The 21,062-nt window shown below is 37.7% G+C and carries 20 protein-coding genes, 1 tRNA gene and 1 pseudogene; 9 read left to right on the plus strand and 13 right to left on the minus strand.

Annotated features, from left to right (window positions below; genetic code table 11):
• Positions 1-141 precede the first annotated feature (141 nt).
• The 4 genes from IPO27_15820 to IPO27_15835 all read left to right on the plus strand — a co-directional run bounded on the left by IPO27_15820 (position 142) and on the right by IPO27_15835 (position 2,899).
• Positions 142-792 carry a lipoprotein signal peptidase gene (locus tag IPO27_15820; GenBank protein MBK8847910.1) on the plus strand — a complete coding sequence of 217 codons (651 nt, stop codon included), beginning with the start codon at positions 142-144 and terminating at the stop codon, positions 790-792.
• Positions 792-1,529 carry a hypothetical protein gene (locus IPO27_15825; GenBank protein ID MBK8847911.1) on the plus strand — a complete coding sequence of 246 codons (738 nt, stop codon included), beginning with the start codon at positions 792-794 and terminating at the stop codon, positions 1,527-1,529. Before IPO27_15820 ends, IPO27_15825 begins: the two co-directional genes overlap by 1 nt.
• 152 nt (positions 1,530-1,681) lie before the next feature.
• The gene (locus tag IPO27_15830) at positions 1,682-1,972 is read left to right on the plus strand and encodes an ATP-dependent Clp protease adaptor ClpS (GenBank protein ID MBK8847912.1); all 291 of its coding nucleotides are present in this window, start codon (positions 1,682-1,684) and stop codon (positions 1,970-1,972) included.
• Positions 1,973-1,975: 3 nt separating this feature from the next.
• Complete coding sequence (locus IPO27_15835) at positions 1,976-2,899, plus strand: UDP-3-O-(3-hydroxymyristoyl)glucosamine N-acyltransferase (GenBank protein ID MBK8847913.1); 924 nt, start codon at positions 1,976-1,978, stop codon at positions 2,897-2,899.
• 58 nt (positions 2,900-2,957) lie between these two features.
• On the opposite strand, the gene IPO27_15840 is transcribed toward IPO27_15835, so the two are convergent.
• Positions 2,958-3,031, minus strand: a tRNA-Arg gene (locus IPO27_15840).
• A gap of 145 nt (positions 3,032-3,176) precedes the next feature.
• Positions 3,177-3,926: a biotin--[acetyl-CoA-carboxylase] ligase gene (locus IPO27_15845; GenBank protein ID MBK8847914.1), complete on the minus strand. Its 750-nt coding sequence runs from the start codon at positions 3,924-3,926 to the stop codon at positions 3,177-3,179.
• A 69-nt stretch (positions 3,927-3,995) separates the two neighbouring features.
• Here IPO27_15845 and rsfS point away from each other — a divergent pair, with 69 nt between their 5' ends.
• The 3 genes from rsfS (at position 3,996) to IPO27_15860 (ending at position 7,316) form a co-directional block, all read left to right on the plus strand.
• Entirely contained in the window at positions 3,996-4,448 is a 453-nt protein-coding gene (gene rsfS / locus IPO27_15850) for a ribosome silencing factor (protein MBK8847915.1), read from the plus strand.
• 139 nt (positions 4,449-4,587) lie between these two features.
• Positions 4,588-6,660 (plus strand): ATP-dependent zinc metalloprotease FtsH, encoded by a 2,073-nt coding sequence (gene ftsH, locus IPO27_15855; protein MBK8847916.1) that lies wholly within the window; start codon positions 4,588-4,590, stop codon positions 6,658-6,660.
• Between the two features lie 8 nt (positions 6,661-6,668).
• Positions 6,669-7,316: a hypothetical protein gene (locus IPO27_15860; GenBank protein MBK8847917.1), complete on the plus strand. Its 648-nt coding sequence runs from the start codon at positions 6,669-6,671 to the stop codon at positions 7,314-7,316.
• Here IPO27_15860 and rsmD read toward each other — a convergent pair.
• The 7 genes and pseudogenes from rsmD to IPO27_15895 all read right to left on the minus strand — a co-directional run bounded on the left by rsmD (position 7,280) and on the right by IPO27_15895 (position 14,390).
• Positions 7,280-7,843, minus strand: a complete 564-nt coding sequence (gene rsmD / locus IPO27_15865; GenBank protein ID MBK8847918.1) for a 16S rRNA (guanine(966)-N(2))-methyltransferase RsmD — start codon at positions 7,841-7,843, stop codon at positions 7,280-7,282. The two genes, IPO27_15860 and rsmD, sit on opposite strands and share 37 nt — an antisense overlap.
• Complete coding sequence (locus IPO27_15870; protein ID MBK8847919.1) at positions 7,834-8,715, minus strand: DUF3822 family protein; 882 nt, start codon at positions 8,713-8,715, stop codon at positions 7,834-7,836. The genes rsmD and IPO27_15870 overlap by 10 nt, the downstream gene beginning before the upstream one ends.
• A gap of 82 nt (positions 8,716-8,797) precedes the next feature.
• Positions 8,798-9,703, minus strand: a complete 906-nt coding sequence (locus tag IPO27_15875) for an endonuclease/exonuclease/phosphatase family protein (protein ID MBK8847920.1) — start codon at positions 9,701-9,703, stop codon at positions 8,798-8,800.
• Positions 9,704-10,016: 313 nt separating this feature from the next.
• Entirely contained in the window at positions 10,017-10,637 is a 621-nt protein-coding gene (locus IPO27_15880; protein MBK8847921.1) for a YiiX family permuted papain-like enzyme, read from the minus strand.
• A gap of 483 nt (positions 10,638-11,120) precedes the next feature.
• Positions 11,121-12,554, minus strand: coding sequence for a chromosomal replication initiator protein DnaA (gene dnaA / locus IPO27_15885; GenBank protein ID MBK8847922.1), 1,434 nt, complete (start codon positions 12,552-12,554; stop codon positions 11,121-11,123).
• A 162-nt stretch (positions 12,555-12,716) separates the two neighbouring features.
• Positions 12,717-13,648: pseudogene (locus IPO27_15890) on the minus strand (metallophosphatase).
• Entirely contained in the window at positions 13,638-14,390 is a 753-nt protein-coding gene (locus IPO27_15895; protein ID MBK8847923.1) for a 5'-nucleotidase C-terminal domain-containing protein, read from the minus strand. Before IPO27_15895 ends, IPO27_15890 begins: the two are co-directional and overlap by 11 nt.
• Before the next feature lie 76 nt (positions 14,391-14,466).
• Between IPO27_15895 and IPO27_15900 the strand changes: the two genes are divergently transcribed.
• A complete protein-coding gene (locus IPO27_15900; protein MBK8847924.1) occupies positions 14,467-14,865 on the plus strand; it encodes an acyl-CoA thioesterase in 399 nt (132 codons plus the stop codon).
• A gap of 68 nt (positions 14,866-14,933) precedes the next feature.
• Here the strand turns inward: IPO27_15900 and IPO27_15905 are convergent, their stop codons facing one another.
• From IPO27_15905 to IPO27_15920, 4 genes are all read right to left on the minus strand, one after another.
• On the minus strand, positions 14,934-15,959 hold the full coding sequence (locus tag IPO27_15905; protein ID MBK8847925.1) for a hypothetical protein: 1,026 nt from the start codon (positions 15,957-15,959) through the stop codon (positions 14,934-14,936).
• A 77-nt stretch (positions 15,960-16,036) separates the two neighbouring features.
• Positions 16,037-17,257 (minus strand): ornithine--oxo-acid transaminase, encoded by a 1,221-nt coding sequence (gene rocD, locus IPO27_15910; GenBank protein ID MBK8847926.1) that lies wholly within the window; start codon positions 17,255-17,257, stop codon positions 16,037-16,039.
• A gap of 97 nt (positions 17,258-17,354) precedes the next feature.
• Entirely contained in the window at positions 17,355-18,266 is a 912-nt protein-coding gene (locus IPO27_15915; GenBank protein ID MBK8847927.1) for a ribonuclease Z, read from the minus strand.
• Positions 18,266-19,015, minus strand: coding sequence for a T9SS type A sorting domain-containing protein (locus IPO27_15920; protein MBK8847928.1), 750 nt, complete (start codon positions 19,013-19,015; stop codon positions 18,266-18,268). The genes IPO27_15915 and IPO27_15920 overlap by 1 nt, the downstream gene beginning before the upstream one ends.
• A 255-nt stretch (positions 19,016-19,270) precedes the next feature.
• Between IPO27_15920 and hutU the strand changes: the two genes are divergently transcribed.
• Positions 19,271-20,947 (plus strand): urocanate hydratase, encoded by a 1,677-nt coding sequence (gene hutU, locus IPO27_15925; protein MBK8847929.1) that lies wholly within the window; start codon positions 19,271-19,273, stop codon positions 20,945-20,947.
• Positions 20,948-21,062: the final 115 nt, after the last annotated feature.

The raw sequence follows: 21,062 nt of genomic DNA on the forward strand, positions 1-21,062 counted from the left end.
ATATTTAAATAAATAATGTCCTTTACGATATTGATTTTGATTATTGCACTTTTAATTTTTGCTCCATTGGTAATCTATTTAGCAAGGAAAAAAACAAAAGGGCATGATGATGAACTCAAATAATAAATAAACTATAATTCGTTGAAAAAGTCGTTACTCATTGTATTCGTAATATTACTAATTGATCAATTCGCAAAAGTATACATCAAAACCAATTTTATTCTGGGCGAGAATCATGAGGTAACCAATTGGTTTTTTATTCATTTTGTTGAAAATAATGGAATGGCCTTTGGGCTTGAGTTTGAAGGACAACTGGGAAAGTTTGCTTTAAGTTTTTTCCGGATCGTATTTGTTAGCGCTATGGGATATTATTTGTTTCGCAAAGTGATTCCTACAGGCAACAATTATTTTATTATAACACTTTCAATGGTTTTTGCCGGTGCCCTTGGAAATATAATTGACAGCGTTTTTTACGGTGTTTTGTTTTCAGCAAGCGACTATCAGGTAGCACAGTTTTTACCGCCCGATGGTGGTTACGCTTCGGTTTTGCATGGAAAGGTGGTTGATATGTTTTATTTTCCGCTAGTTTCGGCTGTGCTCCCTTCATGGTTCCCAGTTTGGGGTGGTGAACATTTTGAGTTTTTTCGACCTGTTTTTAATGTGGCAGATAGTGCAATCAGTGTAGGTATAGCCATCATGATTATTTTTCAGAAAAAAGTGTTTCACGAAGAACATCCACATTCCGATTCAACAATAGAAGAAAATTCAAAAACAACAGAGGCTATAAGTTAATGAAGCAACTCTTTTTCGCCCTGCTGATAGCATTCGCCTTGCTGTGTAACCAAAAACTGGTTGCCCAGTGGGCAAACGATTCTTTGCGAAGTGTCCAATTAACCGGTACCGTTATAGATGCAGAAACAAAAATGCCTATCAATAACCTGATGCTGATAAACCTGCGAACACGTCAAGGAATATTTTCGGGTGCTACCGGAGGTTTCTCTTTCAAGATGCTACACAGCGATACCTTACTTATCAGTGCTCCCGGCTATACCAACCAGAAAATATGTTTGGTTACTGAGGACTATCAACCAGTGATAAAAAAGCAAATTGCCCTAACCATTTTGAAAGTGCAATTGAAAGAAGTAACTGTATTTGCGCCACGCGACCTTGAAGAAATTCAAAAAGATATAGAGAAACTAGGATACCAAAAGAAGGACTATGTTATAGATGGTGCCGATGCCATGCAAAGTCCTATAACCTTTTTGTATCAGCAGTTTAGCAAGCGCGAGCGAGCCAAGCGCGAGATAGCTGAAAGGCGAAATGATGATAGAAGAAGAGAATTGCTGCGCGAGCTTTTAGCCAAGTATGTTGCTAACCAAATAATCGACCTCGATAATGATAAGTTTGACAATTTTATCGATTTCTGCAATGTCAATGACCAATTTCTTAAAAGTGCTTCGCAGTATGAGTTTATTATGTTTGTAAAAAAGAAATTTGAGTTTTACGAAATGATAAAAAGGTATAGATAGCAAATTTTTTTGCTGATTATGATTTGACTGTCAGAGCGCTTTTTTTAACCATTTTTAGGACCGATAAATCTTGAACAGGCTCTTAAAAAATCTCTTTGTCAACTAAATTTTTTTATTACTATATTTGCACCTCCTAAATTTTTTATCTGCAAATGAATAAAGTTGATTTTTCTTATCAATACGACACCGAAGAAGATGTGATGGTGCTTGAAGAAAAAAAACCATCTCATAAAATAGTTTTATTCAATGATGATGTAAATACCTTTGATTGGGTAATTACAAGTTTGGTTCAAATTTGCAATCATGATGAAACCCAAGCTGAACAATGTGCACATATTGTACATTTTAATGGCAAATGTATAGTGAAAGAAGGCGACTTTCGAAAGTTGGAACCTATGTGTACTGCACTTTTAGAAAGGGGACTTTCGGCAACTATCGATTAATACATGAGATTAAATCCGGTTCTTACTGTAGCTCAATTGGCTCAAATGCTGCAATGCCCCTATGCGGGTAATGCAAATCAGGAAGTATGTGGAATAAACGAGATTCATAGGGTAGTACCGGGAGATGTAACTTTTGTTGATCATCCCAAGTATTATGCAAAAGCAATAAACTCAGCTGCCACTACCATTATAATAAATAAGGAGATTGAAGTGCCTGATGGTAAGTCCATCTTAATTCATCTGGACCCGTTTGCTGCCTATAATTTTTTAGTTGCTAGGTTTTTTCCAGCTATACACTCAACAGCCATGGTTGACCCTTCGGCCAAAATAGGAAGCAACTGCGTTATTCACCCCAACGTATCAATTGGTGCCAATGCAATCATTGGCGACAACACCGTATTACATAGTGGCGTTGTTGTATATCACAATTGCCGCATTGGTAATAACTGCATCATTCATGCAAATACGGTTATAGGTGCCGATGCTTTTTATTACAAAAAGCGAGAAGTTGGTTATGATAAAATGTTGAGTGGAGGAGATGTTTGTATAATGGATAACGTAGAGATTGGCGCCTTGTGCACCATTGACAGGGGAGTAAGTGCTACTACCTATATTGGCACCGGTACAAAGTTCGACAATCATGTGCATATAGGGCACGATAGTATATTGGGTAGGAATGTATTAATAGCTGCTTTTGGGGCAATAGCAGGAGTAACAACCATAGAAGATGAAGTAATTATCTGGGGTCAGGCAGGCATCAACAAGGATTTGACCATAGGCAAGGGCACGGTTGTGTTAGCTCAATCGGGTGTTGGTACTGATACAGCACCGGGCGAAGTAGTTTTTGGAAGCCCCGCAATAAACGCTCGCGAAAAAATGAAAGAAGTTGCGCTCTTAAAGCAACTTGTTAAGCAGCGAAATTCCTGATTTAAACAAGCAGCATAGTAAAAATAAAAAAGCGAACTCTTTTAGTTCGCTTTTTTTGTGGTCACGCAGGGATTCAAACCCCGAACCTCCTGATCCGTAGTCAGGTGCTCTATTCAGTTAAGCTACGCGACCTATTGAATATTCTGATTTTGGAGGCGCGAAGGTAAATCTTTTATTTTTTCAAGCAAATATTTTTTGGAAAGATATTTAGAAGCAACCGCTAATACGGCCGCTATCCTTTGAGTTTGTTTTTAGTTTATTTTTAAATTTTATAAGGTTAATCAAAAACAAATTCAATTTCTTTAGGTTGAAAAAAGCTGATTTGACTGTGCATATCATCATCATCCACAGAAACAATCAGACCGCCTGTCTCACTTATGTCTATAATTTTTCCGTTAAATATCATTTTGTTTTTTCGAAAAGGAATCAAGGTTTGAAAACCATATAATTTAGCGAGATACTCTTTCCGAAGATTTTCAAAGTCACCCTCATCTAACAAGCCCAAATACTTTTTAATACTTTGCAAAAGCTTATAAGCAATTTCTTTTATGTCATAATTACTTCCGCCAATGGTATGCATCGAAGCAGCCGGAATATTGTAGGTGCTAAAATGATGTTGGTTTACATTAAGTCCAACACCCACAATGCAATCCTGTACAAGTGTGCCACGAATAGAATTTTCGATTAAAATACCCGCTATTTTCGAACCGTCAACCAAAATATCGTTCGGCCATTTTATAACAGATTTGGTATTCAGGTGGTTGTCTAACAGGGCGCACACTGCCAGCGAAGAAGCCATGTAAAGCGAGTAGAGGTTAGTTGTGTGAAGTTGATTGGGTTTAAAAATAGTTGACATAAGCAAGTTTTCGCCATCGTTACTTTCCCATTTATTTTGCTGTTGCCCGCGGCCCGCAATTTGATAGCGCGCCACAATCGTTGTGAAACTTTTAGGGTTAGCAGCTAACAAATTGGCAGCATATATGTTGGTACTGTCAACAATGTCAAGAAAATAGAATTGGTCCTGCATGCAATAATGTATAGTAATAGTTTCAACAAATAAGTAACTTCGCAACCATTATTTTCGAAATACGTTTTAATGACAAAAGAAATAAAAAATAAACAAACCAAAGAAGTAAAAACTAAAAAGACAGCTGCACCAGCGAAGGCAGTTGTAAAAAAGGCGGCTAAGCCCAAAAAGAAGGAAGTTGAATTAAGCTTGCTTGACGCCATTGTTGCCGGAATGCAAGAGAAAAAAGCGCATCAGATAACCGTAATGGATATGCGGGCACTGAGTGGTAGTATGTGCGATTACTTTGTTGTATGCCATGGTACTAGCACCACACAAGCCGAAGCAATAGCCCGTTCCGTTGAGGAAGTCGTTTATAAACTTCTGAAAATTGATCCATCGCATGTTGAAGGTGTGGCTAATGCCGAATGGATACTCCTCGATTACTTTGACATAATTGCCCATGTTTTTGTAGAAGAGAAGCGTGCATTTTATGGCCTCGAAAGGCTCTGGGGCGATGCAGAAATAAAACAAATAGCATAGAAAAAATCAAGTCAGACTGGTAATTAGTTAAATTAACTAAAAATTGATTCTATTAAATTGCCGGACAAACAATATAGAGCTCATACAAGCGACTTGCAAATAGAACATCATTTATATACAAAACGAATAAGATAATTTAATGTCGGAAAACAAAGGTGCGGATAAGCGCGAAAATAAACCCAAGATAGGCGGGCCAAAATTCAGTTTTAATATTTATTGGATTTATGGTATCCTGCTTTTTACATTAGCAGCAGCTGCTATTGCTGTAAGCAATAGTGGGCCTGTAAAAACCAATTGGAAAAACTTTTCGAGCGAAATGCTGCAACGAAAAGATGTAGCACGAATTGAAGTATTGGCAAAAGTTCAGGTAGATATTTACATAAAAGATGAACGGTTAAAGAATGATGCTCGATATAGAGATTTGCGTTTAAATCCATTTACCGGAACCCCTAACAAAGGGCCTCATTACTATTTTGAAATTGGCGATGTTGCAGAGTTTACCAAGCAATTGGAAGAAGCCGAAGCCAAATTTGGCTACAGTGAGACTGAGAAAATTGAAATCACTTATGATAATACACCACGGCAAAATACTTGGGATTCTGTTATCTGGTGGGTATTCTTAATTTCATTGTTAGTTATTCTATGGTCAGTTATCATACGCAGAATGGGAGGTTCAGGGCCGGGAGGTCAATTGTTTAATATTGGCAAAGCGCGTGCACAACTTTTTGATAAGGACCTGCATGTAAAAGTTACTTTTAATGATGTGGCAGGATTGGAAGAGGCCAAAGTTGAGGTAATGGAAATAGTAGACTTTTTAAAAAATCCGAAAAAATATACATCGCTTGGCGCAAAAATTCCTCGCGGAGCATTACTGGTAGGCCCTCCGGGTACTGGTAAAACCTTACTTGCCAAAGCAGTAGCAGGTGAGGCACAAGTTCCATTCTTTTCTTTATCAGGTAGCGATTTTGTGGAAATGTTTGTAGGCGTTGGAGCATCCCGTGTACGCGATCTATTCCGTCAGGCAAAAGAAAAAGCACCAAGTATCATATTCATTGACGAGATTGATGCAATAGGTCGTGCCCGTGGCAAGGCCGCATCCTTTAGTGCAAATGATGAACGTGAAAGCACCCTCAATCAATTATTGACCGAAATGGATGGTTTTGGCAGCAACACCGGTGTAATCATTATAGCGGCAACTAATAGAGCCGATGTGCTTGACCGCGCTTTATTACGCCCCGGCCGATTTGACCGTCAGATTTATGTAGAACTTCCAGATATTAACGGAAGAATAGAAATATTTAAAGTGCACTTGCGACCATTAACCAAACTCGACAAGTCGGTTGATGTTGATTTCCTGGCACGGCAAACTCCCGGTTTTTCGGGTGCCGATATTGCCAATCTTTGCAACGAAGCAGCCTTAATTGCTGCACGCAGAAATAAGCAAAGTATCGACAAACAAGATTTTCTTGATGCAGTAGATCGCATCATAGGTGGACTAGAAAAAAAGAATAAAATAGTTTCGCAAAAGGAGAAGCAAATAATTGCTTACCATGAGGCAGGTCATGCATCAGTTAGTTGGTTGCTTGAGCACGCATCGCCATTGGTAAAAGTAACTATTGTGCCGCGCGGTAACTCGTTAGGAGCAGCATGGTATTTGCCCGAAGAGCGCAGCATTACTACCAAAGAACAAATTTTTGATGAAATGTGCGCTGCACTTGGAGGCCGCGCTTCCGAAGAAATAGTTTTTGGAACCGTATCTACCGGGGCATTAAGCGATCTTGAAAAGATTACCAAGCAAGCATATGCTTCTGTTACAATATTTGGATTAAATGACAAGATTGGAAATATCAGCTTTTACGATAGCAGCGGCAATCAGGATTATACTTTTACTAAGCCTTACAGCGAAAAAACAGCGCAGATAATTGATGAAGAAGTTAAAAAACTTATTGACAGCGCTTATCAACATACAAAGGAAATTCTTTCAGCAAACCGAAGCAAACTTGATTCTCTTGCAGCTACCTTATTAGAAAAAGAAGTTATCTTTAAAGAGGACTTAGAAACAATTTTTGGAAAACGTACTTTTGAGAGAGATCTTTTAGATGAGTCAGAAAAGCTAAAGGCTGCAACAAACGCAGCTGCTAATTTAAACGGAAGCAGCACCATAGCTGAACCGGTTACATCTACCGATATTCCAGAAAACACAACAAGTTAACCTAGCCTATGTACGAAGAGCGCATTGTAAAGGAAAAAATCTTAAAAAAAATACGTGCTGCTTTGGTATCTAATTCTCCTCAGGCTGGTTCCGAAATTGAACCCCCTGTTCCATACGATACTAATACTGACCTTTTGCTTGAGTTTCTGAAGGTTATTTCTACTGAAGGTGCTCGATTTTTTTATGCAGAAAATAAAATTGTATTCGCAGAACAACTAGTTACCTTATTCGACAATATGAAGTGGGACAAAGCTCACTATCAGGATATACAATCGTATAGTTTTATTAGCGAATTTCAATTCCCTGCCGAGCAGGTTACCAATATTTCGCCTGCGGTTGTGCTTGCTAATTTAATTCAAATGTGCAATTGCGCTATCCATACAGGTGAGTTTGTTTTTTATAATCAGCAAATAGCGGTACAGCGTGCCCTTGAGGTTACAAACAACCTGATTATTTTTTTTGAAGCTAAAAATATGACCTCAAGTTTTGCCAATGCAATAAAAATGGTTGAGCAATCTACCCAAAGCCAATGCAGAGACTTGTTTATTACTTCGGTGGGACAATTATTGCAAATGCATAATTACAATGAGCATAACCAAAAGGTAGCTGACAAAAGCATTTATATTTTTATAGTAGATGAATTGCCACTAGCCTGAGAAAAAAAGGTAAAGTGCACGATACCGTATTTTCTTTCCTGCATAAAATGCGGATGATCTTTAAAATTATCTTCCTTTCCATGTTCTAAAACAAAAAGCCCATCGGAATTAAGCAGTTGCTTTGCAAAAATAGTTTCCACTATTTGTTGTTTGTATGCAAACTCGTAAGGTGGGTCACCAAATATAAGATCGGCTTGAAACGAGCATGTATTCAGAAATGAAAGTACATCATCATGTATCACCTGAACATTGGTTGCATCTAGTTTTTTTAAAGTTTCAGTAATGAAGCGGGTGCATAATTTTGAGGCATCTACACATGCAATTTTTGCAGCACCACGCGAAAGACATTCGAAAGTAATGTTACCCGTTCCCGAAAATAAATCAATCACAGTAGCATCTTCGAGCGAAAGTAAATTGTTAAGTATGTTGAAGAGTCCCGTCTTAGCAAAGTCAGTAGTTGGCCGTACCGGCAGGTTTGCAGGTGCAGTTATTATTTTACCACGCCATTTACCGCTGATTATACGCAAAGGTCAAGATCAAAAATAACCGGAAAACAATATCCGGGGATGTCTTCAAATGCTATAGCAAATCGATGATTCGGAGTACGGTCGGCAAGTTTAACATCGCGGAGGTATTGGGAAAGTACATTGTGAAAAGGGGAAAGTTGTGGGTGTTGATAAGCAATTTCAGTTTTTAAATCCGATAGATCAAGGTGCAATTGCTCGCATACATTCATTGTATGGTACAAGATGTCATCCTGATTAAAGTAAGCAAATGAGTTAAAAAATAGCAAACGTCCTTCGTGCATTATAGTCACACAAAAAGTGCGGTTAAGAATATAGAGTAACAAGAAATTTTCTTCCCGGTTCTTAAATCTTAATAGTTGGCTATTAAGCAATGCCGTTGTGTGATGAACTTGGGAATGTTGTGCAAAGTTGTTTTGTAAAAGATATAGCAACGTGCTATCAATGGCATAAGCATTTTGTGCTTCTACAAATTTAAGTTTGTCACACAGCAAGTTTTCATAACCTTCAAGGTCATGTTGCAATGTAAAGTATTGTTTCAAATTCTTACTATCGTAAAAGTCATTGGGTATTAAAGCATTTTTTCGACTCTCTAACGATATCACGGCCTTTTTATAATGCTGATAGCCAAGCAGTGGTTCCTCGTAAATTATTTTATTCAACATATTTACTGCTTCATTCATCGATTTGGAAAAAGTCAAATCATAATACTTCATGCAGCAAAATTGATTGTGGTCATGATCAAGCAGGGCAAATGAAAAACTATCTTGACCTACTGTTACAAATAATTTATAACGAAAGGGTTGCAGGTCGCCAACAACAAAACTGTTGCCTACCGAATAATCTGCTTTTAATTTTTCACTAATGAGCGACATTGCTTATGCATTAATGTTTGCGAAAGTAAAAATTTTAGATGAAAGAAAAAACTTCTTGTCAGAGATTGATGGTATACTTTTATCAAAATGCAATTGTGGCAATAACAGGATAATGATCCGAAAGATTGTTTTTGATCGTTTTATAGTCTAGCGTCTTTATATTCTTGGAATGCAAAATGTAGTCGATACGGAAGCCCGGCCAAAACTGGGTATAACTTAAACCAAAACCTATGTTACCGGCTTTAAAAGAATCATCCAGTTTATAGCTAAGTACCCGATAGGTGTAAGAAGCAGGAGTGTCATTAAAGTCGCCTACCAATAATAATTTTCGTTTACAACCTAGTACATGTTTATGAATAATTTCTGCTTGTGAAGCACGCAGTTTAGCAGCATGGCGAATTTTATGGCTAAGGCTACCGGCAACTTCAAAATCGTTTTTATTGCCCACGCCTTCTTCCAATTTATTTACCAATTTATAATCTTTTTTATCAAAACGCATTGATTCTAAATGCACATTATATACTCTTATTATTTCACCCTTGGTGTATATGTCAGTAAAAATACAGCCATTTGTGTGTCGCGAATTTATTTTAACCTCTCCGGTTGTGATGATTGGAAATTTGGAGAAGGTAACTAATCCAAAATGCTCAGTTTTATTTAACGTAGAAGTATAGAGATAATGCACATAACGCATATCTAAAATTTGTTTCAATGTATCAATGTTTTCGAACCCGGCTTTAGGATTGTCATTAGTAAAAAATTCCTGAAAACAGATTACATCCACATCCATGGTGTCCAATTGCCTCATGATTTTGCTCCGTGTTTCTTTGTTTTTGGTCCAATTATACAGATCAAACAAGCGTACATTGTAACTGGCAACCTTTATTGTGGTTGAACTATCAGTTTTAACGGTGCGTTTATAAAAATTGAAACAACTGCTAAAGATGCTAAAGCCCATCATTAATGGAATAAGCGGAACTAATAACATCACCCTTTGTCTGATAAACCAGTATAAGGCCACTAGTAAACAAACCAGATAGATATATTGGAAAATGTATGATAGGAATAGTAAGTAGCCAGATTGCTTAGGACTTATATAGTGTGCAACAGTGCATGCAGCCAATAATAGGGCAAACACGATAGTAATACCAACTGATATGAAAATGTATAAATTTGTAAACCTTAGTCAATGGGATTTATTCTTAGCGCATCATACAAAAAATGCTTAGTGTCTTCGATTAGAGATGCGATGCAAAAGAAAAGAAAATATTAGTTAATGCAAACATGAATTATAACTGAATCTAATTAATTGGTTTCAGCAATTTGCTTTCGTAAATCGCTTGTGGAGATATTACCTTTTCTTCCAAAGGTACCTGATGGTTAAAACGTTGGTATAGTTGGTTCTTAACAATCGGGTGCGTGAGATCAAATTCTTTAAGCTGTTGCAGTTTGCCAACTTCGATGCCTTCAGTTTTGTAAATTTTCCAAACCAGTTCGCTACAGTACAGTTTCTCATCGCTCCAACCAAAAAGGAAATCATAATTTTTCCCAACTAATTTTTTACCATATGTTTTCATCCGCAAATGAGTTGCTTCATCAAGACGCGATTCATCTTGTAAGCGCATTACTTTGTAAAAGCCATCATCGCCTCTTGCTATCCAGTCTTGTAACGGGGTAACACATACAGGTTGTATGGCTTCGAGCACATACCATTTTTCATTGTCTTTAAATACAATTCCGCAATGGGTAAATTGGCTATGTGTGGCTAGTTTTATTGCTAAGCCCTGTCCGGCATCGTTCGATTGAAAAATTATATCGCCTTCTCTAAAGCCAACGTCTTTTTTCTTGTAATCTGTAATTTGCGCTTCGCTAAATAAGCATAGCATTATGTCTATAAAGAATAATTTTATGAATGTTTTCATATCCGTAATTTTAGGAACTAACGATTATTGGCTTGTGCTTAGTGTGTAAGACGAATGTAAAATGTGTTGCCGCTTAAGAAAGAACGTAGTTGAAATTAGCTACATGAGTAGGGTATAAGGGACGTTTATTCTCACATTTTTCAGCAGGTGTCTTTCTTATTTTGTTGTAGAATGCCTTATCTTGTTAATATGAGTTTACCTCGTATAACTCTCAATATTAGTTTAGACGAAACATTTAAATTAATCGCATCAAGAAACTTTGATGGACGTTATATTTTTTTCTGTATGCATAATTTCCAAATCCCTGATAGGAATATTGTATTGCTAATGTGTTGCTCTTCTTAATACTAACAATCAGAGCTAAGCATTTTTCTTTTTTGAATCGATGATTAGCAGTTAGCATGGGCATTCGAATTGATTTATCTACAAAAAAAAACTCCGGCAATTTTGCCGGAGTTTTTCTGATTTTGTTTTTAGTTCGTGTTACTTGGTGTTAATACTTATTAGTTTGTGTAAATCCTGAACCTGAGCTTTAAATTTCTTATCGGTTTCAATCAAGTTATTTACTGTTCGGCAGGCATGCAAAACAGTGGCATGATCCTTTCCACCGCAGTGCATTCCTATATTAGAAAGTGACGATTTGGTAAAACTCTTGCTAAAATACATGGCTAATTGTCGGGCTTGCACTACTTCACGTTTGCGTGTTTTTGACTTCATCAGTTCCAAAGGAAGGTCGAAATAATCACATACTACCTTTTGAATATAGTCGATAGATATTTCGTGCGAATTATTTTTCACAAACTTATCTATCATTTGCTTAGCAAGCTCCAGCGTTATAGCTTTTTTGTTTAGCGATGCCTGGGCAATTATCGAAATAAGGGCGCCTTCTAATTCGCGAATATTATTGGTAATGCTGTAGGCAATATACTCAGTAACTTCAGGAGGTAATTCAATACCATCAAGATACATTTTCTTTTTCAGGATAGCAATGCGAGTTTCTAAATCGGGTGCTTGCAGGTCGGCACTTAAACCCCACTTAAATCGTGATAAAAGTCGTTGTTCCATTCCTTGCAAATCAACCGGAGCTTTGTCAGAGGTAAGTATTAATTGCTTACCATTTTGATGAAGGTGATTGAAAATTTGGAAAAACACATCTTGTGTTTTTTCTTTTCCTGAGAAAAACTGAATATCGTCTATGATCAATACATCTATCATTTGATAGAAATGTACAAAATCGTTTTGAGCATTGTTTTTTACCGCATCAATAAATTGATGAATAAAACGGTCGCTTGGTACATAAAGAACAGTAAGCTCCGGAAACAAATTTTTGATTTCAATTCCAATAGCATGTGCTAAATGTGTTTTTCCTAAACCCACACCACCATAGATTAATAGTGGATTAAATGAAGTGCCTCCCGGTTTTTTGCTTACTGCATAACCGGCACTGCGTGCCAGGCGATTGCAATCGCCTTCGATAAATGAATCGAAAGTATAGGCTGCATTTAGTTGTGAGTCTATTTCCAACTTTTTTAATCCGGGTATTACAAATGGATTAGGTATAGCTCCAGACAAAGTACCAGGAACATTTACCGTGGAGTTTTTTAAATCACCAGTTGTCTTGCCAGGAAATTTGACAGTGTAAGGTTTGTCGTTGTGATTTACGTTTTGCATAACGATACTGTATTCGAGACGTCCGCTCGTGCCTAATTCCTTTTTTATAGTTTTACGCAACAAGTCAATGTAGTGTTCTTCGAGCCATTCATAAACGAACTGACTGGGAACTTCAATGGTAAGGATGTTGCTTTCTAATTTTATTGGTTTAATTGGCTCGAACCAAGTCTTAAAATTTTGCTGGCTTACATTGTCTTTTATGAGTTTGATACAATTATCCCAAACACTTGCAAAATTTTTTTCCATCATTAAAAAATAAAAGGCTTTATAAGATTTGATTTATTCTAAAGGAGTAAACAGAAGTTCTAAAGTGAAATAGGTTTTTTCCTGTCAACCGTGGTGCAAATATAAATTTAGATTTTTATTGCGCAACACAAAGCTGAAGAAAAAAAAGTGAAAATATTTTCTTTACCCTCTTGCATAATCAATCACTTTTACATTACTACCGGAACTCAAAAATTTCTTAGATTTTTTTTCAAAATAGAAATCTATTTTTCCTAAATAAGCGCCACCAAAGCCAACCTGAGCAATTAGCACCTTTTTACCATCACGATTGCGGTATTCATAGGGCTTTTCTATCAGTGTATGTGTGTGTCCTCCTATAATCAAATCGATGTTAAGCGATTTCTGAGCCAACACTACATCGCTCACTTTTTCATCCTGATACTTAAATCCTAAATGCGACAGACAAATTATAAGATCGCATTTTTTTTGATGTTTTAGTGTATGGGTAATTACGGCAGCTTTTTGCAAAGGATCGGTATAAACAAGTCCACTCCAAAGTTTTTCACTTACAAGCCCTGCTAAATCTATGCCAACTCCAAAAACGCCTATTCGAATATCTTCTTTTTCAAAAATTTTATATGGTAAAATTTTCCTTCAAGTGATGTTCCCTTAATTTCGTAATTGCAATTTAGCAATGGGAAGTTTGTGTGAGGTAGTTGTTTTACAAGTCCATCTATTCCTAAATCAAAATCATGATTGCCTACTGTGCCTGCATCATACTGTGTGCGACTCATTAGTTTCATTTCAAGTTCGCCTTTGTATAAATTAAAATAAGGAGTACCCTGAAATATGTCTCCTGCATCAAGCAAAAGAAGATTTTTATTTTCGTTTCGAATTTTTGTAACCAGGTCATATCGATTTGCTGCTCCTCCCAAACCCGGATATTTAGGGTCGTTTTCTGGAAAGGGATCAATATGACTATGTACATCGTTTGTATGCAACACGGTAAGTTTTACAATTTCGCTAGAGGCATTGGCCTCAAAAGGCAATTGTGCCAAGCCTGCTGCTGCAGCGGCAACAGAGATTTGACTAATAAATGTTCTTCTACTTGACATTGGTAATTCTCCCTTCTAGTTTGGCCTCAACCGTTTTATTTTGATTAGTTAGCGATTTAATATAATTGATTAGTATATCGCGTATATATATTCCAGTATTTATGCGATTAACCGGATTAGCAAGTACGGTGAGTTTATCGCCACCGTTGGCAAGAAAATCTGAAGTCATCAATGTATAGGTTCGTGAAGTATCGATAGGTGATTGATTAATAGTTATGCTTACTGCTTTTTGGTCTTTAATGGTCAATTGAATTCCTGATACCGGCATACCATCTTTGGCAGCAATAAAATCAGCAAGTTTAAGTAACGTGCTACCAGTAATTTCAACAATCGTAATTTCATTATCAAAAGGCATTAACTCAAACATGTCGTAAATTTTAATATCGCCCACAGCTATTGATTTGCGCAATCCACCATTGTTTAAGAAGCAAAAATCAACTCGACCATACTTATTTAATGAAGCTACATATTGCATGCATGCATCTGTTGCAAAATTTCCCAGATTACCCTCAGGGGTTGACTTGGTTAATGGAGTGCTGCATGTGCCTATTACTTCTCCAAATTGTTTATCAATTTCAATTTTATATGGGGCAATCAAATTAGTAAAGCCGGTGTCGGCAGGTGTTTCTAAGTCTGCCTTTAATGCCATAGTGCCAGCCTCTATGCGAGGCATTAACGATACTTTGCTGCTGCGGCAGGCAACGACTGCGAGTAAGCAAAGTAGATATGAAATATTTCTCATTTCGGTTTTATTACTTGCGAAAATAGATTTTTTTATTTGATAAAATACCTTTGCATCTTATTTGAAAATTATTTTTATGTTGAATGCCGAATATCATTTGCGAGTACGCTATGCCGAAACTGATAAAATGGGTTATGTTTATTATGGTAATTATGCAATTTATTTTGAAGTAGCCCGCGTGGAGTTGCTACGAGAAAATGGTATTACGTATAAGAGCATTGAAGATAGCGGATTTATTATGCCTGTGTTGGAATTTAAAATAAAATATTTTAAACCGGCTTATTACGATGATGCCTTGGTAATAAGATCTGCAGTGCAATTGATTGGGGATACTAGATTGCAGTTTACACATCAAACGTACAATGCAGCAAATGTGTTAATTAATAGCGGAGAGGTAACACTTGTAAATGTTGATTCTCGTAACGGAAAGCCTGCTAAGATTGCGCAAAGTATTTTGCAGTTGTTTGTGCAATAGTCCGAATGTTATGCAACATAAGATGAGCTATGTTACGGTTTTGAAGTTTCTGCTCTCACAGCACAACTCTAATACACTTTGCCATTCCAAAAAACTTTTGTATCGTTTCTTCCTAGTGTATAAATGAGCACATTTCCCTGAAGTTCAGGATTGGTTACTTGTTCTTTTGTAACTTCTATAATTTTTCCTGCATCAAAAAGCATAAGCCAGCCGTTACGATCTGTCCACGATACTTTGCTTTGCGAGGCAGTTATTTTTTGCGGAATGATATTGTCAAGTGTATACGTTTTTCCGTTGTACCAAACCTTGGTATAATTGTTAGTGGTTGTAAATATGATTAAACTGTCAGTGCACTGATAGGTTTTTGGCCTGAAGCCATCAACTTTGTAGTTTTTTCCATTATAAAAAGTCATCAATTCTTCGTTCATGTTAATGTATGTAATCATATCGTTGCCTGCCATCATCTCTAGCGGTGCATTGATATCTATATCATATACATTTCCCTGCCAAAATGCTTTAAAATTTATTCCATCGCGATCGGTATAGGCAACAATATTTTGGCCTGCCACAAATTTAAGCATGGGGCTATAATCGCTCAATCCATAAAACTCGCCATGATACAGCACTTTAAGCCTGTTTGAGCTGTTTACATATGCCAAGGTGTTTTTGCCAAGTGAAAAGCGTTTTTCAAAATCACGGTCAATGGCAGATACATCGTCAAGCGTGTAGGTGTCACCCTTATAGTATACGTAGTATTGTGTTTGCATACCATCTTTATAAAACACAAGACTATCACTTGTTACCACAAACTCAGCCCATGTGCTCAGAGTTTGATTGCGTTTGCCACTTATTACATCCAATTGTTTGCCTAAAGTAAAACTCAGAAGGGATGCATTTTCACTTATTGAAGTGATAAAAGCGCCCTCGGTAATATCCGAAATTTGTCCATTGCGGTAGACTCTGAAATTGCCGGCATTGGTGATATATGCCACCCAGTCAAATCCCAAGGCATATTTCTCAACTTTCAAATCTTCCAATTGCTTGAATGTGCCTTTGTCAAAAACTCTAAAACGGTTATATAAATCGTGCCACACAGCAATGTTTTGTGCTTGGCATGCAAGGTTTGCTAATAGGAATAGTGCGATTAAGTAAGTGCTTTTTACCACGGCAATTATTTCATTGATAATATGCTCGTGCGTATAATGTCAATACAATCCATTAGTTGCTCTTCGCTTATAATCAATGGAGGTGCAAAGCGGATTATATAATCGTGCGTAGGTTTTGCGAGTAATCCGTTTTCTTTAAACTTCATACAAACATTCCAGGCATTAATATTTCCTTCGGGAATAATATCAATGGCACAAAATAATCCTTTGCCTCTAACGGCACTTATTATAGTTGTTTGAGATTGAAGTCTAATCAATTCAGATTTGAGCAAGTTGCCTAATCTTGCTGCATTTTCAGGTAGTCTTTCATCAAGTACCACACTCATTGCAGCCATAGCTACACGGCAAGCAAGCGGGTTGCCACCATAGGTGCTTCCATGTTGCCCGGGCTTTATACACAGCATAACCTCATCACTGCAAAGTACTGCCGACACTGGCAATACACCACCCGATAGTGCTTTTCCAAGAACAAGCATATCAGCATGAACCCCTTCGTGGTCACAGGCAAGCATCTTTCCGGTGCGGCCAATGCCGGTTTGAATTTCGTCAGCTATAAACAATACATTACTTTGCTTGCATAGTTGGTAGGCTTTGGCCAGATAACCTTCGTGCGGAATTTGCACTCCTGCTTCGCCTTGTATTGGCTCTATCAAAAATGCAGCAACATTTTTGTTCTCAAGGGCTGTGGCCAATGCATCTACATTATTATATTCAATAACTTGAAAGCCTGGTGTGTGTGGTCCAAAATTTCCACGCGACTCAGGGTCGGTACTCATGGATACAATAGAAATAGTGCGGCCATGAAAATTATCACTGCAAACTAAAATCACGGCCTCATTGGGTGCTATGCCTTTTTTTTCATAAGCCCATTTGCGAGCTAATTTTAAGGAGGTTTCCACTGCTTCGGCACCACTATTCATAGGCAACAGCTTATCATAGCCAAATAAGTTGCACATAAATTGTGAGTACTCACCGAGCAGGTCGTTATGAAATGCGCGCGAAACCAAATGCAACTCTTTTGCCTGAGATATTAATGCATCGATAATGCGTGGATGACAATGTCCCTGATTAAGGGCCGAATATGCTGATAGGAAATCGTAATATTTTTTGCCTTCAACATCCCAAACATAAACTCCTTCGCCTTTTGAAATTACTACCGGCAATGGATGATAGTTATGGGCACTATATTTTTCTTCTAAATCAATATATTCGTCAGTATAAATCATGTTCGGTTTCATCCTGATTTTTTTTTACAAAAGTAAGGTAAATTTATTGTTTTAATAAGACAACATTCAATTTATGACAAAGCAATTATGTTAATTCTTATACATTAAAAACAAAACCTTCAAGTGCAAGATCAGTATTAGGAAAAACCTCCTGTGCTTGCTGCAACAATGGTTCGAGGTTCGTATAGCGTGACGAAAAATGTCCAAGTATCAAGTGTTTTACTTCCGCTTTTAAAGCAATCATGGCGGCATGGCGTGCGGTGCTATGAAATGTTTCGCGGGCACGTTGCTCCATATCATTCATAAAAGTAGATTCATGGTAAAGCAAGTTAGCGCCTCTTATATCATCAATAATCGATTCGTCATAACAGGTATCGCTGCAATAGGCATATTTAATAGGCGGAGTAGGGGTAAGCGTCAGGGTTTCATTTTTTATTAATTCGCCCGTTTCGTCTATATAATCTTCGCCCGCTTTAATGTTATTATAAAAAGCAATCGGAATGTTTAGTGCCCTTACCTTTTCAATATCCAGATTTCGAAAGTGTTTCTTTTCGGTAAAAACGAAGCCGGTTGTAGGAATACGATGATTGAGAATAATGGTGCGCACTCTCACATCTGTATCTTCTAATATTACTTTGGTGCTATAATATTGTAATGGATGAAAAATAATGCTAAAACGCAATTCGGTGCTTGAAACCCGCAGTTGCAGGTCAATTATATCCATAAGATCGGGATGCCCAAAAATATTTAATTCACGTGTGCGGCCGTTTAGGTGCATTGTAAAAATCAAGCCCATTAGGCCCAAATAATGATCGCCATGTAAATGTGAAATAAAAATATGCTCAATGCGGTTCCAGTTAATCTTGTAACGCAAGAGTTGCATCTGGGTGCCTTCGCCACAATCAATCAAAAAAAAACGCTCATTCATTTGTAGAACCTGAGCGCTTGGATGTCTGTTGCTGATTGGTGTGGCCGAGTTGCTTCCTAAAATAGTAACTTTAAAAGGCATTATTTTTTAGAAACAATCATTCGCTTGGTAAAGGTTCTTACTCCATTACTTAGCGAATACATATATACACCGGGAGTAAAATCGTTGGCTTCCAATTTTAATATGTTTTTGCCTGCCTCTGTAAGTATGGTTTTGCGCAATACTTCTTTGCCGAGCAAGTTGTACACTTTAAATTCAAGAGAGCTTTCAATAGGTGTATTGAAGGTGATATTGGTAATTGAGTTAAAAGGATTTGGCTCATTTTGCATCATTTCAAATCTTCCGCTATTGAGGTTGTTTATGCTGTTGGGGCCGGCTATGCTGATGATGTAATAATCAATCGTATCAATTTGTGCTGGCAATTGAAAACTGCCGATTAAGGTATGTGCACGAGTGCTTGTGACAGCCTTCATTTGATAGCTGCCTGCCGCAGTAGGTATGCCATCAATTAGGATACAGCCATTGGTTCCTCCAAGAAATTTGCAAGTTGAAGGATTACATGCAGAAGATAAACCGGGCGGCAAACTGGACACTGACAAAAGTGTGATAGAATCAACCACTATTTGAACACCGAGAAGCGAAGTATCTAAGGGTACCCGAATTTGAATTACTTCGCTATAGGGATCGCCAACCATACCTGGTGCAAGGCCCGTAGCGCTGTCAGGATAAATGCCCGGAATGGTAATGTTAGGGTCAGGAATACATTGTGAGTAAGAAAGTTGAACACTGAAAATAAAACATGCAACAACTGTAAGTAGAAATTTATTCATTGGTTTAAAGAAGTTTTCAATTTTTTAGTGGGGCTAAAGTATTATTTGATTTCATTATATGCAAATTATTAAGTTTTGCAAATTAAAAGAAGTCTATAATTACTAATACGTATGTCAGTTTCAATTTGTTAGCCATACTTTCATAATAAAGATCATGCTATCAGCTTTTGAAACAAATACTTGATAAAATTGTTTAGGAGGCTATAAAAATGTAATTCGTTTTTGAGCGCTATATTTGCAAAAAAATCTTTAGTGATGATAACCACCAATAATAAGATAGATATAAAGGAATTAAAAACTCCTACAGGAACCCAATTAAGCTGTAAGGGATGGGTACAAGAAGCTGCTTTGCGCATGCTTTATAACAATCTTGACCCGGATGTGGCCGAGCGTCCCGAAGATTTGATAGTATATGGAGGTACCGGTAAAGCAGCTCGTAATAAAGAAGCGTTTGAATTAATAGTAAAGGCGCTTAAGGATCTTAATGAAGATGAGACGTTGTTAGTACAATCTGGCAAGCCGGTTGGAATATTACCAACACATAAGGATGCCCCACGTGTAATTATTGCCAATTCTCATTTAGTCCCACATTGGGCTAATTGGGATTATTTCAGAGAACTTGAAGCCAAAGGATTAATCATGTATGGACAGATGACTGCCGGATCATGGATATATATTGGCTCTCAAGGCATTGTTCAAGGTACGTATGAAACGTATGCCGAAGTAGCGCGACAGCACTTTGGGGGCTCGTTACATCACACCTTAAATGTTACTGGTGGGTTAGGAGGCATGGGCGGAGCTCAACCCCTTGCCATTACTATGAACGAAGGAGTTTGTTTGGCTGCAGATGTCGAAGAATGGCGCATCCGCAAACGACTTGAAACAAAATACATTGACGAAATTGGCTTTAACATTGATGAGGCTATTGATGCTGCATTGCAGTACAAAAAGGAGGGCAAAGCCATTAGTATTGGTGTTGTTTGCAATGTTGTTGACTTACTGCAACGACTGGCAGACCGCAACATTATTCCTGATACATTAACAGACCAAACATCTGCACATGATGAGCTGGTAGGCTATTTCCCGCAAAATTTGAGTGTAGAACAAGCCAAAATTTTGCGTGAGCAAAATCCAAAAGAGTATATACGGCTTTCAAAGTTAACAATGGTGGCCCATGTGGAGTTGATGTTACAACTTCAAAAGAAAGGTGCTGTTACCTTTGACTATGGAAATAATCTTCGAGGACAGGCATTTGCTATGGGTTTAAAAAATGCTTTTGATTTTCCCGGATTTGTACCTGCATATATAAGACCATTATTTTGCGAAGGCAAAGGTCCTTTCCGTTGGGCCGCATTATCAGGAGACCCTGATGATATTCGTGTAACTGACGAAACCATTTTGAGCTTGTTTCCTGAAAATGAGTCTTTGCATCGATGGATAAAAATGGCTCAGGAACGCATTGCATTTCAAGGTTTACCGGCACGCATTTGTTGGTTAGGGCAAGGTGAGCGCGAAAAAGCAGGGCTTGCTTTTAACGAGTTGGTACGCACTGGTAAAGTAAAGGCACCAATTGTTATTGGCCGCGATCATCTCGACTGTGGTAGTGTGGCATCGCCCAATCGCGAAACCGAAGCCATGAAAGATGGCAGCGATGCTATTGCCGATTGGCCCATATTAAATGCATTAATAAATACGGCCGGAGGAGCAAGTTGGGTATCGTTACATCATGGTGGTGGAGTAGGTATTGGTTATAGCATACATGCAGGTATGGTTATAGTTGCAGATGGCACTGATGATGCCGCACGCAGACTTAAGCGCGTATTGCACAACGATCCGGCAATGGGTGTTATCCGTCATTTAGATGCCGGATATGATATTGCTGCCGACACTGCACGTAAACATCGACTTAATATTAACGAACGGTTGAAGTAATAAAACTATTGGTGGTGAGTTGGTGATTACACCATATATATCAATAGTGACAGTCTTCTGCGGCAATTGTCTATTTACTTATAGGGTGTCCTTAACCAAAAACTAACCTACAAGG

Source organism: Bacteroidota bacterium (assembly GCA_016714535.1).
Lineage (GTDB): Bacteria > Bacteroidota > Bacteroidia > AKYH767-A > OLB10 > JADKFV01.